Consider the following 14241-nt stretch of genomic DNA (forward strand, 5'->3'; position numbering starts at 1 on the left):
GGAGACCCGGTGGAGCTACGAAATGCTGCCCGACGGCACTCTCAACTGGACCTCACCGACCGGGCGGCACTTCATCAGCGAACCGGCCACCATCATCCAGCCCCAACCGCCACCGAGGCCGAGACCGGTGCCGCCGGACGATTCCGACGAGCCGCCGCCGTTCTGAAGCGCCGGGCAGCCGGCTCAGTCGCGGGCCGTCTGGGGGTATCAGCCGACCGAGGTGCCGAACAGCAGGCCGAGCAGGTAGGTGACGCCGGCGGCTCCGAACCCGATCACCAGTTGCCGGAACGCGCGGCGCAGGGGCGGTCCGCCCGACAGGAGCCCGACGATCGCCCCGGTTGCCAGCAGGGCCAGACCCACGAGCACGGCGGCGACGATGATCGCTGCCATGCCTTCGAGCCCGAAGAGGTAGGGCAGAACGGGCAGGATGGCGCCGGAGGCGAAGAAGCAGAAGCTCGAGGTCGCGGCGCCGAGTCCGGTGCCGATCGCCTCGTGCTCGTCGACGGCCGGAGACAGTCCGCCGGTCTGCTTGACGTCGACCGGACCTGTGGCGATCGCCACGGTGCGCAACGCCTCCCGGGCGTGGAACTCGGCCTTCTCCGGGGACATCCCCTGCGCCCGATAGACGAGGGTCAACTCGTTCGCGGCCAGGTCGAGGTGCGACAAGACGCTCCGGGAGGCCGGATTCGGAGTGGAGGCTTCGAGGAGTTCCCGCTGCGAACGCACCGACACGTACTCCCCCGCACCCATCGAGAGCGCGCCGGCGAGGAGCCCGGCGATGCCCGTGAACAGGATCGTGGTGGTCGGCACGCCGGTGGCGCCGATTCCGAGCACCAGGGCCAGGTTGCTGACGAGACCGTCATTGATGCCGAACACGGCGGCACGGAAAGTGCCGGCCAGACGCTGGCGCCCGCGCGCGGCGAGCCCGCGCACGACCTCCTCGTGGATGCGCTCGTCGGCGGCCATGGTGTCCGTGGCGTCCGCGTCCGCGTCGTAGGGCGAGCGCGCCTCGGCGCGCTGGGCCAGGGCGAGCACGAACACGGACCCGAAGCGTCGGGCCAGGAAGCCCAGAAAACGGGTGCGCACAGCGCCACGCCTCGGCTGCCCGACCTGGTCGCCGAGGAGGCGCCGCCAGTGCGCCTCGTGACGGCCCTCGGCCTCGGCCAGGGCCAGCAGGATCTCCTTCTCCTCACCGTCGCGGCGTCCGGCCAGGTCACGGTAGACCGTCGCTTCCGCGCGCTCGTCGGCCAGGTACTGCCGCCAGCGTCGGATCTCGGCGGGGCTGGCCGGGCGCTGCTGTTCTGTCACTCTCATGCCTCCACGCTCATGCCTCGGGCGCGGGCTCGAGCGAGCCCTGCGCGACTCGAGCGGACGCGTGCGGTCCGGAGCCGTCGAGGCCGAAGAATGGTTCGTCGAACTGAACGACCCACACGGCCTCGCGACCCGCCACCGGGGCGTACAGTGCGGTCCCCTCGACTTCGCCGGCCGCCACGATCACACCGATCGGGTCCTCCGCGGCAGCGTCCGGGTACCGGTTCCGATCCAGACGCACGACGACCTGCATCCCGACGCCGAAGACTGCCGGGGCCTTCCCTGCCCTGTCCGCTTTCTTCCGCAGAGCCACTACTCGGCCGATCCGTCGGCCGATCCGGCCCGCTCGAGCACGAGTTCGCGCACGCGTGCGGCATCCGCTTGCCCGCGCATGGCCTTCATCACCGCACCGATCACGGCGCCGGCGGCCTGCACCTTGCCGTCGCGGATCTTCGCGAGGACGTCCGGCTGGGCGGCCAGGGCCTCGTCGATCGCGACGATGAGCGCTCCGTCGTCGGAGACCACGGCGAGACCGCGGAACTCGACGACTTCGAGGGGAGTTCCCTCACCGTTGATGACTCCCTCGAGCACCTGGCGGGCCAGACGGTCGGTGAGCGTGCCGGCCACGACCAGTTCGATCAGCGCGGCGACCTGGTCGGGCTGCACGAGGGAGTCGGCGGAGACGCCGGCGACGTTCGCGAGCCGGGCCACCTCACCGGTCCACCACTTGCGGGCGGCCTGGGCGGAGGCGCCGGCCGCGATGGTCGCTTCGACGGCATCCATCAGGTCGGAGTTGACGACGTCCTGGAATTCGAGGTCGGCGAAGCCCCAGTCTGCCTGGAGCCGCTTGCGCCGGGCCGCCGGAGGCTCGGGCAGGGTCGCGCGCAGCTCCTCCACCCATTCCCGGGACGGGGCAACGGGAACGAGGTCGGGCTCCGGGAAGTACCGGTAGTCGTCGGCGTCGGACTTGGGGCGGCCGGCCGAGGTGATGCCGGTGTCTTCGTGCCAGTGACGGGTTTCCTGGGTGATGGTTCCGCCGGCCTGCAGCAGGGCGGCCTGGCGCTGGATCTCGTAGCGGACGGCCTTCTCGACCGAACGCAGCGAGTTGACGTTCTTCGTCTCGGTGCGCGTGCCGAGGATGTTCGAGCCGCGGGGGCGCAGGGACACGTTCGCGTCACAGCGCACGTTGCCCTCTTCCATCCGCGCGTTGGACACGCCGAGGGCCTTGACGATTTCCCGGATGGCGGCCACATAGGTGCGGCCGATCTCGGGCGAGTCGGCCTCGCCGCCCTCGATCATCTGCGTGACGATCTCGACCAGGGGCACGCCGCCGCGGTTGTAGTCCACGAGCGAGTAATCCGCGCCCTGGATGCGGCCGGTGGCCCCGCCGACGTGCGTGAGCTTGCCGGCGTCGTCTTCCATGTGCGCACGTTCGATGTCGACCGTGACCAGTCGACCGCTCTCGAGTTCGATGGTGAGCTGCCCGTTGAACGCGATCGGTTCGTCGTACTGCGAGGTCTGGAAGTTCTTCGCGGTGTCCGGGTAGAAGTAGTTCTTGCGGGCGAACCTCGAGTACTCGGCGATTTCACAGCCCAGGGCGAGGCCCAGACGGATGCTCGATTCGATCGCCTGGGCGTTCACCTGCGGCAGGCCGCCCGGCAGGCCGAGGCAGGTCGGGCAGGTGTTGGTGTTGGCGCCCTGGCCGAATTCGTTGGCGCAGCCGCAGAACATCTTGGTCTTGGTGTTGAGCTCGACGTGCACCTCGAAGCCGAGCACCGGCTCGAACAGTTCGAGGGCTTTGTCGTAATCCATCAGTTCGGCCTTCTTCATCAGACGGCTCCCTCGGTGCTTGTGAACATGTCGTTGGGCGCCAGCTCCGGCGCCTGGCTGAGCAGGGTGTGGCCCCAGGATGCCTCGAGCATCGCCTCGATGGCGGCGCCGACCTGGTACAGGCGGGCATCCTGCTTCGCGGGCGCCATGATCTGAAGTCCGACGGGCAGTCCGTCCTCGGGGGCGAGACCCATCGGGAGGCTCATCCCGGGCACACCGGCCAGGTTGGCCGGTATGGTGGTGACGTCGTTGAGGTACATGGCCATCGGGTCGCTCATCTTTTCCCCGAATTTGAACGCCGTGGTGGGCGCACTCGGCGAGACGAGCACGTCGACCTTCGTGAAGGCCGCCTCGAAGTCCCGCTGGATCAGGGTGCGCACCTTCTGGGCGCTGCCGTAGTACGCGTCGTAGTAGCCCGCGCTGAGGGCGTAGGTGCCGAGGATGATGCGGCGCTTGACCTCGGGGCCGAAGCCGGCATCACGGGTGGCCGCCATCACGCGCTCGCTGGTGAGCGGGCCCTCGTCGGGGTTGACCCGGATACCGAACCGCACCGAGTCGAAACGCGCCAGGTTGCTGGACGCCTCGGCCGGCAGGATCAGGTAGTAGGCCGCGATCGCGTACTCGAAGTTGGGGGCGCTGACCTCGACGATCTCGGCGCCGGCGGCGGAGAGCAGCGCGAGGGTCTCGGTGAAGCGCTGCGATACCCCGGCCTGGAAACCGTCGCCGTTGAGCTCCTTGATCACGCCGACCCGGACTCCCTTGAGGGCTCCGTCGGCGAGGCCGGCGCGCGCGGCGGCGGCCATGGACGGCCAGGAGTCGGTGAGCGAGGTGGAGTCGAGCGGGTCGTGGCCGCCGATCACGTCGTGCAGGAGTGCCGCGTCGAGCACCGTGCGGGTGACCGGTCCGACCTGGTCAAGGGAGGAGGCCAGGGCGATCGAGCCGTATCGGGACACGCCGCCGTAGGTGGGCTTGACGCCGACCGAGCCGGTCACGGCCGCGGGCTGGCGAATCGAGCCTCCGGTGTCGCTGCCGAGCGCGAGGGGCGCCTGGAACGAGCTGACCGCGGCCGCGGAGCCGCCGCCGGAGCCGCCGGGGATCCGGTCGAAGTCCCACGGGTTGTGGGTCGGGCCGTATGCAGAGAACTCCGTGGAGGAGCCCATCGCGAACTCGTCCATGTTCGTCTTGCCGAGGGGAATCAGCCCGGCGTCGCGGACCCGCTTGACCACCGTGGCGTCGTAGGGCGGGATCCAGCCCTCGAGGATCTTCGAGCCGGCCGTCGAGGGCATGTCGAGGGTGGCGAGCACGTCCTTGATGGCGATCGGGATGCCGGCGAGGGGGCCGAGCTCGTCCCCGGCGGCACGCCGGGCGTCGATCCGGGCGGCGGTGGCCAAAGCCGCGTCCCTCGCCACGTGCAGGAAGGCGTGCACATCGGTGTCGATGGCCGCGATGTGGTCGAGGTGGGCGCGCGTCACCTCGACGGAACTGACCGAGCGGTCAGTGAGCAGTTCGGAGAGTTCGGCGGCGGTCAGTTTGGTCACGTTGGTCATGGTTACTCCTCGTCCAGGATCGCGGGCACGCGGAACTTGTCGCCGTCGCGGTCAGGGGCGCCGGACAGCGCCTGCTCGACCGTCAGGGACGGGACAACCACGTCAGCGCGGAAGACGTTGGTCAGCGGCATCGGATGGCTGGTCGCCGGAACGTCCGGGGTGGCCACTTCGGCCACTTTCGCCACGGAGTCGACGATCTGACCGAGTTCGGTGGTGAGGCGGTCGATCTCCTCCGCGCTCAGGTCGATCCGGGCAAGGTTTGCCAAATGGGCAACCTGCTCGGCCGTGATTTCAGACATGTAGCTCCGTACGGTCGTCGGGGTGGATACCCCAATTCTATTCGGAGCCGTCGGTGACCAGTGCCGCGTTACCGGTTCCGATCAGGGCCATGTTGTGCAGCGACTCGCTGCCCACGTCGAAATAGGCGTTGTGGCCGAGAGACCCGTTGAGCCAGAGCCCGGTGAACCGGTCGCGGGCGCCGGCGACGCCGAGCCGGTGGGCGCCGTAGGACGCGGCCCCCGGGTCACTGCCGAAGAACGCACTGCTGACGGTGGGATCCCAGTCTGCCTTCCCCACGTAGACGTTTCCACGGGCCACACTGAGCTGGTCGACGGACTGGATCTGGCTCCCGGGCGACCCGACCAGCACCAGGGCGTCGACCGAGAAGGACCCTCGGGCCAGGGCCGTGAGCGCCACGGTCGACCCGTAGGAGTGCGCGAACACCGAGATGAAGGGCTGGTGTTCGCCCCGGTCGGCACGGATGCCCAGCGACGACTCCTCGAGGAAGTCCGCCCCGGCCTCCGCGCGGTCCAGTCCGCCCACGTTGAACAGGTCCGGCGCCTCGTACCCGATCCAGGCCACGGTGGCGACGCTCCTGCCGGACGCGCCCCGGCCGGCTCCGGCCCGTTCCCTCAAAACCTCGACCTGTTCCGCGTACACGGCCGCTGCGGTGTTCGTCCAGTTCACGATTTGAGCCTCCACCGCGTAGTTCATGCCCGGAACGAGGTAGCTGACGTAGTCGGCGGTGTCCGGGTTGCCGAGGGCGATCGCCGCCCGTCCTCCGTCGGCGGGATCCAGCAGGATCAGGGAACGCCGGGGGCTTCCGTCGGGGGTGCGCAGCGCGGCCTTCACCTGGGTCAGGACGCCGAGCTCGCGGGCGAAGACCTGCCGCTGGGCGTCATCCGTCGCCGTGGCCAGGCTCTGCGCGACCTCGGCCAGGCTCTGGCTGAGGTAACGGGCGTTGGCTCGGCCGCGTTCCCGGAACGGGATGCCGTCGAGGTTGCCGACGAGCCTCGGGGCCGCGGCCAGCAGCGAGGACCGCTCCGACGAACCGAGGCCGTCCCACAGTCCGGCCACCTCGGTTGCCGCGGGCGGCACAGCCAGCAGCGAATCGACCTGGCCCGGAGACGCCTGCACGAACGCGGAGATGTCGGCCGGGGACAGGCTGGACAGTCCGGCCAGCAGGCTGGTGCCGGTCATCCGGCGCACCGAGTTGACGTTCGCGTCGGCGTCGGCGGGGACCGCTGCCACCGGCTGGGCGGAGACTCCCGGCTCGCCGGAGACCCGCACCCGGATCGAGGACCCCCGCCGGCCGGACAACTCGCCCCAGAGCGGGGCGGTACCGGCCGCGGCGGCCGGGTCGAGGGCGGTCGTGGGGAGCGGCTGACCCTGCACCATGCCCTGGAGTTCGTGCACTCCAAAGGCCTCGCTGACTCCGTTGAGAGTCAGAGAGGCGGTGAGAATTGTTGCCGCTACCAACAGCAAACCTGGGTACGTCCCCTCACGAACACCGAGATGCCAGGCAACTCGACCTCCAGCACAAGACCTGCACCTTCAGATTAGTGAAGAGGCGGTGGCCGAAGTCCCCCCCAAAGGCGTCGCCGGGACCCCCGCTTCGGGGGTGAAATCGTAAGGCTACTTCTCAGCCAGCGCACCCGGGCCCTCGGTGACGAGCAGCCGGAACTGGGCGGCGTCGAGGATTCGGAGTCCGAGCAGTTCGGCCTTGGCCAGCTTGGACCCGGCGCCCGGGCCCGCCGCGACGAAGTCGGTGTTCTTGGACACGCTGGAGGCGGCCTTGCCGCCGGCGGAGAGGATGGCCTCCTGTGCCTCCTCCCGGGTGTAGCCCTCGATCGACCCGGTGGCGACGACCGTGAGGCCGGCCAGGACTCCCCCGGCGGCGGCCGCGGCGCCGGGCCCCGGGTGGTCCGGGGTCGCGAACTGCACCCCGGCCCGGGTCCACTGCTCCACGATGTCGCGGTGCCAGTCGACCTGGAACCAGTCGATGATGGCGTCCGCGATGATGCCGCCGACGCCGTCGACCTCGGCCAGCTCGTCCCGCGACGCGGCCCGGATCAGGTCGAGCGAGCCGAAGTGGCCGGCCAGGGCGCGCGCGGCGACCGGCCCGACGTGACGGATGTTCAGGGCCACCAGCAGCCGCCAGGGCGGTTTGGTCTTCGCCAGTCCGATCTCGCGGATGAGCTTGAGCGCGTTCGACGAGGGCTGCGGCCCTTCGATGCCCTGCTTCTTCTCTGCGGCCGTCGGGTTGCGGCGGAAAGGAGTGCGGAGCCGGACCGATCCGTCTTCCTCTTCGCGGGTGAGCCCGGTTTCGGCGTCGCGCACGACGACCTCGATCGGCAGCAGGTCTTCGAGCGTGAGGTCGAAGAGTCCGGCCTCCGTGGGCAGCGGCGGCGTGCTCGGCCGGGTCGGCTGGGTCAGCGCGGCGGCGGCCACCTCGCCGAGCACCTCGATGTCCAGGGCGCCGCGGGAGCCGATGTGCTCGACCCGCCCGCGCACCTGGGCCGGGCAGCTTCGCGCGTTCGGGCAGCGCAGGTCGATGTCACCCTCCTTGGCCGGGGCGAGCGGTGTGCCGCACTCCGGGCAGTCTGCGGGCATCACGAACGCATGCTCGGTGCCGTCACGCAGTTCGAGCACAGGGCCGAGCACCTCGGGGATGACGTCGCCGGCCTTGCGCAGCACGACGGTGTCCCCGATCAGGATGCCCTTGGCCTTGACCACATCCTGGTTGTGCAGCGTGGCCTGGCGCACCTCGGAGCCGGCCACCCGCACCTTCTCCATCACGGCGAAGGGCGTGGCCCGCCCGGTGCGTCCCACGCTGACGACGATGTCGAGCAGCCTGGTGTTGACCTGCTCCGGCGGGTACTTGTAGGCGATCGCCCAGCGCGGCGCCCGGCTGGTGGCGCCGAGTTCGGCGTGCAGGGCCAGTTCGTCGATCTTGATCACGATGCCGTCGATTTCATGGTCGACGCTGGCCCGGTGCTCGCCGTAGTACTCGATGAAGCCTGCCGCCTCGACCACGCTCGGCTCCACCCGGAAGTAGCTGCTGGTGGGCAGCCCCCAGCCGCGCAGCAGCTCGTAGATGCCGGATTGCGTGGCCACGGGCGGGTTCGGCCAGGCGCCGATGCCGTGCACCAGCATCCGGAGTCGCCCGAGCCTGGCGCGCATCAGCCGGAGCGGCTCCATGGCCTTGCCTTCGGACTTCTGGCGGAGCGAGCCGGCCGCCGCGTTGCGCGGGTTGGCGAAGACACGCTCACCCGCGGCGACCTGCGCGGCATTGAGCTCGAGGAATTCGGCGACCGGGAAGAACACCTCGCCGCGCACCTCCATCAGGGCCGGATGTCCGGTGCCGGTCAGTTGCCGGGGTATTCCGGGCACACGGGCGATGTTCTCGGTGACGTCTTCGCCGACCACGCCGTCGCCGCGGGTCGCCGCGCTGACCAGCACGCCATTCACGTAGCGGAGATTGATCGCCAGCCCGTCGATCTTCAACTCGCAGAGGTAGTGCACGGGCCGGCCGGCGTCGCGTCCCACCTTGGCCGCCCAGAGTTCGAATTCCCCGATCGAGAAGACGTTGTCGAGGCTGAGCATCCGTTCGGCGTGCTGCACCGGATCGAACAGGCTGGTCTCGGCCCGGCCGCCCACCGTCTGGGTGGGGCTGTCCTGGCTCGCCAGTTCGGGGAACTGGTGCTCGAGCTCGGCGAGACGGCGCACGAGGGCGTCGTACTCGGCGTCGTCGATGATGACTTCGTTGCGGTCGTAGTAGGTGTCCCGGGCTTCGAGGATGCGCTGGGTCAGTTCCGAGACCTCGACGGCAGCGACGTGCAGCGCGTGACTGGGCGCGGTGGGTGTGGATCCGGCGTCAGGCGCTGCTCCCTCAGGCGCTGCTCCGGCCGGTGCTGCTGTGTCAGGCATTGACGCCGACCGCGCTGACGGTGCGATCGATCGTGCACTGGCCGAGCACCCGGGTGCCGAGGTAGACGACCGCGGTCTGCCCGGGGGCGACACCCGTGAGCGGCTCGGCCGGGGTGATGACCAGCTCGGTGGCCGGGCGGGTCTCACCGGTCGCGCCGTTCACGCCGTTCTCGCCGTTCTCGCCGTTCTCGCCGGGAGCCACCGGCACGACCTGGGCCACAGCGGGCACCGGGTCGGCGTGGGCGCGGATCTGCACGGTGCAGTCGAAAGCGGTTTCGGGGTGGGCGGGGGCGACGCCGCACCAGGTGAACTTCGAGCCGGCGATCTCCCCGATCGCGAGCGCCTCTTTCGGCCCGACGACGACGGTGTTGGTGATCGGGCGAACCTCGAGCACGAAGCGCGGTTTGCCGTCGGCGGCGGGGGTGCCGATCTGAAGCCCCTTCCGCTGCCCGACGGTGAACGCGGCCGCGCCCTCGTGCCGGCCGAGGGTGTTGCCCTCACGGTCCAGGATGTCGCCGGTCGCCGGCGGCACCCGCTCGGCCAGCCAGCCGCGGGTGTCGCCGTCGGGGATGAAGCAAATGTCGTAGGAGTCGGGCTTGGTGGCCACCGAGAAGCCGCGCTTGGCTGCCTCGGCGCGCACCTCGGCCTTGGACGGGGTGGCTCCGAGCGGGAACATCGAGTGGGCGAGCTGGTCCTGGGTGAGCACGCCGAGCACGTAGGACTGGTCCTTTGCCCAGGCGCTGGCGCGGTGCAGCTCGCGGTTGCCGTCGGCATCCGTTCGGATCGTGGCGTAATGGCCGGTGGCGACGGCGTCGAAACCGAGGTCGAGGGCCTTCTCGAGCAGGGCGGCGAACTTGATCCGCTCGTTGCAGCGCATGCACGGGTTGGGGGTGCGGCCGGCCGCGTATTCGTTGATGAAGTCGTCGACGACGTCGAGCTTGAACCGCTCGGAGAAGTCCCAGACGTAGTACGGGATGCCGATGATGTTCGCGGCCCGTTGGGCGTCCATCGAGTCCTCGACGGTGCAGCAGCCGCGGCTGCCGGTGCGCAGGGTGCCGGGCATGCGGCTGAGGGCCAGGTGCACCCCGACCACCTCGTGCCCCGCCTCGACCATGCGGGCTGCGGCGACGGCGGAGTCCACCCCACCGCTCATTGCTGCCAAAACCTTCACCTGACGAGTGTAATCGGGCGAAGCTGAATGGCCAATGCGCCCCTGCACGGTCCCGGTGCCGAAGTGCCCGTTCCGGTCGAGAGTGTCCGTTGTACCGGCCACTCTCGACCGGAACAGGCACCCTCACGCCGTGCTGGTGCCAATGGGCCGGCACGCCACCGGCCACGGACTACCGGGCCACGGACTACGGGCCACGGGCCACGACGGCTGCCCGCGGCGCGGTCAGCGCCCCGGCACCCGATCGGCGAGGCCGGCGCGGGCCGCCCGGGCGTGAGCCGCGGGCACCGCCGCCAGCAGCGCGTCGACGTCGGCCTCGGTGGAGGTGCGGCCGAGGGTGATCCGGAGGGCGCCGCGCGCCTCCACCTCGCTGCGGCCCATGGCCCGCAGCACGTGCGAGGGTTCCGGCACGCCGGCCTGGCAGGCGGATCCGGTCGACACCGAGATGCCGGCCACGTCGAGCAGGAACAGCAGCGAATCGCCCTCGCAGCCGGGGAAGCTGAAGTGGGCGGTGCCGGGCAGGCGCCCGCCGGCATCCGGGTCGCCGTTGACGATCACGGCCGGGACCGCGGCCCGGACGCCGGCGACGAGCCGATCGCGCAGGGCAGCCACCCGGGCGTTCTCGCCGGACAGGTCGTCGCCGAGGGCGGTCGCGGCGACCGCGAACGCCACCGCCGCGGCCACATCCTGCGTGCCGCTGCGCACCTGCCGTTGCTGCCCGCCGCCGTGCAGGAGCGGCACCACGCTCGCCCGGCGGGAGAGCACGAGTGCGCCGATCCCGACCGGCCCGCCGATCTTGTGCGCCGAGACGCTCACCGCGGACGCTCCCCCGTCGTTGAGGGCCCGAAAGTCGATCGGAACGTGGCCGTAGGCCGCCACCGCGTCGACGTGCACCGGGATGTCGTGGGCCGCGGCGAGGGCCGCGACCTCCGCGACCGGCTGCAGGGTGCCGACCTCGTTGTTGGCACTGAGCAGGGTGATCAGCGCGATGTCGTGCGGGTTCGCCGCGATCGACCGCTCCACGGCGGCCAGGTCGATCCGGCCCACCGAGTCCAGGGGCAGCCACTCGACTACGGCGCCCTCGTACTGTTCCAGCCACTCCACGGTGTCCATGGTGGCGTGGTGCTCGCCGCCCGGCACCAGGATGCGGGTGCGCGGCCGGCGCGCCCAGTACAGCCCCTTGATGCCCAGGTTGATCGCTTCGGTGCCCCCGCCGGTGAAGACGATCTCGATCGGGTCACTGCCCAGGCTCAGGGCGACCTGCTCGCGGGCCTCCTCGAGCAGGCGCTTCGCGTTCTGGCCCTGGCTGTGAACGGATGCCGGATTGCCCACCACCGCCATCGCCGACACGTATGCGCTGATGGCCTCCGGCAGCATCGGAGTCGTCGCCGCATGGTCCAGATACACGGCCATGTCGATCCTTCCACGCTCGCTCTAGGGAACGGAGAGTCAAAGTGTGGTCACAACTCCCCTTTTGTACTCATTACTCTAGAACCCATGACTCCGCCCGATTCCCTGCGCAATCTCGGTGTCCGAGTCACGACCCACGGCGGCGAGCTGCGTGTGTGGTCGGAGAACGCCGACGCCATCGACCTCTGCATCTTCGATGCCACCGACCCCAACTGGATCGTCAAGACCGTGCCCATGGTCAAAGACGCCCACGGAGTGTGGGTGGGTCGATCCCGCACCCTGTCCGCGGGGCGCCGCTACGGCATCCGTGTCTCCGGGCCCACCGGCCCGCAGCATTCGTTCCACCCCGAGAAAACCCTGATCGAACCGTATTCCCGTGGCCTCGTTCGGGTGGGTCCCGACCAGTGGCAGTCGTATGTCGTCGACGACACCTTCGACTGGGCCGGATCGTCCAAACCGAAGATCGCCCTCGACCACACCGTCGTCTACGAAGCCCACGTGCGCGGACTGACCAACCTCAACCCCTCGGTCCCGGCCCACCTCCGCGGCACCTACGCCGGGCTGGCCCACGAGTCAACCATCGGCTACCTGAAGAACCTCGGCGTCACCTCGATCGAACTCCTCCCCGTGCAGGCATTCGTCTCCGAGCGGCGGCTGATCAAACAGGGTCTGACGAATTATTGGGGTTACAACACCTTCAACTTCTTCACCCCGCACGCCGACTACGCCACTCAGTCCTCACAGGCGGCCGGCCCGGAAGCCGTTCTGCGCGAGTTCAAGGGCATGGTCAAGCTCCTGCACGAGGCCGGCCTCGAGGTCATCCTCGACGTGGTCTACAACCACACCGCCGAAGAGGGACCCAACGGCCCCGTCAGCAGCCTCCGCGGCATCGACAACGCCGCCTACTACCGGCAGAACAGCGCGGGCGCCTACATCGACCTCACGGGCTGCGGCAACACCCTGAACGTCTCCCACGACGTGCCGCGCCGGCTCGTGCTCGACTCGCTGCGCTACTGGGCGAACGACCTGCAGATCGACGGTTTCCGATTCGACCTGGCCGCCACCCTGGCCCGGGACGAGCACGTCGAGTTCCAGCAGGACAGCCCGCTGCTCACCGCGATCCAGGACGACCCGGAACTCGCCGACGTCAAGCTGATCGCCGAGCCCTGGGACATCGGGATGGGCGGCTGGCAGACCGGCAACTTCCCGGGCGGCTGGACCGAGTGGAACGACCGCTACCGCGACCGGATGCGCTCGTTCTGGCTGACCGACCTGGCCGCCGCCCGCGACGGGCACGCGGGAAGCGGAATCGGGCGCTTCGCCACCCGCCTCGCCGGGTCCGCGAACACGTTCTCCCAGGAGCGCGGCCCCCTCGCCTCCCTGAACTTCATCACGGCGCACGACGGTTTCACCATCGCCGACCTGACCTCCTACAACGTCAAGCACAACGTGGGCAACGGCGAGTCGAACCGCGACGGCACCGACAGCAACAATTCCTTCAACCACGGCGCCGAGGGGCCCACCCGTGACAAGGCGATCCTGACGGTCCGGCGGAAGGCCATGCGCAACCTGCTGGCGACCCTGCTGCTTTCGGCCGGGGTGCCGATGATCACGGCCGGCGACGAATTCGGTCGCAGCCAGCGCGGCAACAACAACGCCTACTGCCACGACAGCGAGCTCACCTGGCTCAACTGGGACCTCGACGACTGGCAGGTCGATCTGCACCGGGTCACCCGGCGCCTGCTGCAGCTGCGCCGGGAGAACCCGGCCCTGCGCCCGGTCTGGTTCGGCCGTCCGGGCGAGACCACGCTCAGCGCGAGCCAGATGGACTGGTACAACATCGAGGGCAAGTCGATGTCCGAGGACGACTGGCACTCGTCGAATGAGCGCACCCTCCAGTACCTCGCCGCGAGCACGCCGGAGCACGAGGAGTTCAACCGGATCCTGCTGATCGTGCAGGGCCGGGAGGAGGACGTGACGGTGACCCTTCCGGTGCACGAGGGCGTCACGTCCTACACGCTCCTCTGGGACTCCAGCCACGACGACCTCAGCGACACCGTGATCGAGCACGCCCCCGGGGACCAGTACCTCGTGCCGGGCGCGTCCATGCAGCTGCTCCGGGCGCACTAGCGCGTGGCGAGGCGGCCGGAGGGTAGCGCCGGCACCCCGGCGACGGTCTGGCTGAGCCAGGCCGGCATCCCCTTCACCACCCACGCCTACCCGCACGAACCCTCTGCCACCAGCTTCGGCCTGGAGGCCGCGCAGAAACTCGGCATCGAACCGGGCCGGGTCTTCAAGACCCTGCTGGCGGATGCCGACGGCCGGCTTGTCGTGGGCGTCGTGCCGGTCACCGGCCAGCTGGACCTCAAGGCGCTCGCCGCCGCCGTGGGTGCGAAGAAGGCCGTGATGGCCGACCCGTCGCTCGCCGAGCGGAAGACCGGCTACGTGGTGGGCGGCATCAGCCCGGTCGGGCAGAAGTCCCGGCTCACCACCGTGGTCGACGACAGCGCGCTGACCTTCGACACGGTGTTCGTCTCCGGCGGCCGCCGCGGCTTCGACATCGAGCTGGCGCCGGCCGACCTGGCCCGGGCCACGGCGGCGCTGTTCGCGGCGATCGCCCGGGCCTAACCCTGTTCCAGGCCCGTTCCAGGCCCGCCGAGCCGTGAGCAACGACCCCAAAAACTCAAAAAACGGGGGCGAAACTCACGGCTCGGCGAACCTGCCGCGCGGATGCAGGGGCGGCTCGCCGAGCAGCGCTCGCCGAGC

11 protein-coding genes are annotated in these 14241 nt (G+C 70.0%); 2 read left to right on the forward strand and 9 right to left on the reverse strand.

Annotation, left to right across the window (positions count from 1 at the left end):
* Positions 1 to 207 precede the first annotated feature (207 nt).
* From E3T24_RS04570 to E3T24_RS04610, 9 genes are all read right to left on the reverse strand, one after another.
* Positions 208 to 1314: a VIT1/CCC1 transporter family protein gene (locus E3T24_RS04570; RefSeq protein WP_134368131.1), complete on the reverse strand. Its 1107-nt coding sequence runs from the start codon at positions 1312 to 1314 to the stop codon at positions 208 to 210.
* Positions 1315 to 1324: 10 nt separating this feature from the next.
* Entirely contained in the window at positions 1325 to 1624 is a 300-nt protein-coding gene (locus tag E3T24_RS04575) for a hypothetical protein (RefSeq protein ID WP_134368130.1), read from the reverse strand.
* Positions 1624 to 3141 carry an Asp-tRNA(Asn)/Glu-tRNA(Gln) amidotransferase subunit GatB gene (gene gatB / locus E3T24_RS04580; RefSeq protein WP_134368129.1) on the reverse strand — a complete coding sequence of 506 codons (1518 nt, stop codon included), beginning with the start codon at positions 3139 to 3141 and terminating at the stop codon, positions 1624 to 1626. Before gatB ends, E3T24_RS04575 begins: the two co-directional genes overlap by 1 nt.
* Complete coding sequence (gatA, locus tag E3T24_RS04585) at positions 3141 to 4688, reverse strand: Asp-tRNA(Asn)/Glu-tRNA(Gln) amidotransferase subunit GatA (RefSeq protein ID WP_134368128.1); 1548 nt, start codon at positions 4686 to 4688, stop codon at positions 3141 to 3143. The genes gatB and gatA overlap by 1 nt, the downstream gene beginning before the upstream one ends.
* Before the next feature lie 2 nt (positions 4689 to 4690).
* On the reverse strand, positions 4691 to 4987 hold the full coding sequence (gene gatC, locus E3T24_RS04590; protein WP_134368127.1) for an Asp-tRNA(Asn)/Glu-tRNA(Gln) amidotransferase subunit GatC: 297 nt from the start codon (positions 4985 to 4987) through the stop codon (positions 4691 to 4693).
* 37 nt (positions 4988 to 5024) lie between these two features.
* Positions 5025 to 6383 carry an alpha/beta hydrolase gene (locus E3T24_RS04595; RefSeq protein ID WP_134368126.1) on the reverse strand — a complete coding sequence of 453 codons (1359 nt, stop codon included), beginning with the start codon at positions 6381 to 6383 and terminating at the stop codon, positions 5025 to 5027.
* 219 nt (positions 6384 to 6602) lie between these two features.
* Positions 6603 to 8897: an NAD-dependent DNA ligase LigA gene (gene ligA / locus E3T24_RS04600; RefSeq protein WP_134402275.1), complete on the reverse strand. Its 2295-nt coding sequence runs from the start codon at positions 8895 to 8897 to the stop codon at positions 6603 to 6605.
* Positions 8890 to 10068, reverse strand: coding sequence for a tRNA 2-thiouridine(34) synthase MnmA (mnmA, locus tag E3T24_RS04605; protein ID WP_134406033.1), 1179 nt, complete (start codon positions 10066 to 10068; stop codon positions 8890 to 8892). Before mnmA ends, ligA begins: the two co-directional genes overlap by 8 nt.
* A gap of 222 nt (positions 10069 to 10290) precedes the next feature.
* Entirely contained in the window at positions 10291 to 11478 is a 1188-nt protein-coding gene (locus tag E3T24_RS04610; protein WP_134434335.1) for a cysteine desulfurase family protein, read from the reverse strand.
* An 84-nt stretch (positions 11479 to 11562) separates the two neighbouring features.
* On the opposite strand from E3T24_RS04610, the gene glgX reads away from it, so the two are divergent.
* Both glgX and ybaK read left to right on the forward strand, forming a co-directional pair.
* The gene (gene glgX / locus E3T24_RS04615; RefSeq protein ID WP_134368240.1) at positions 11563 to 13605 is read left to right on the forward strand and encodes a glycogen debranching protein GlgX; all 2043 of its coding nucleotides are present in this window, start codon (positions 11563 to 11565) and stop codon (positions 13603 to 13605) included.
* A gap of 3 nt (positions 13606 to 13608) precedes the next feature.
* Positions 13609 to 14103, forward strand: coding sequence for a Cys-tRNA(Pro) deacylase (gene ybaK / locus E3T24_RS04620; RefSeq protein ID WP_134368241.1), 495 nt, complete (start codon positions 13609 to 13611; stop codon positions 14101 to 14103).
* Positions 14104 to 14241: the final 138 nt, after the last annotated feature.

Origin of the sequence: Cryobacterium sp. TmT2-59, assembly GCF_004403545.1 — a bacterium.
In the GTDB taxonomy this organism is placed as follows: domain Bacteria; phylum Actinomycetota; class Actinomycetes; order Actinomycetales; family Microbacteriaceae; genus Cryobacterium; species Cryobacterium shii.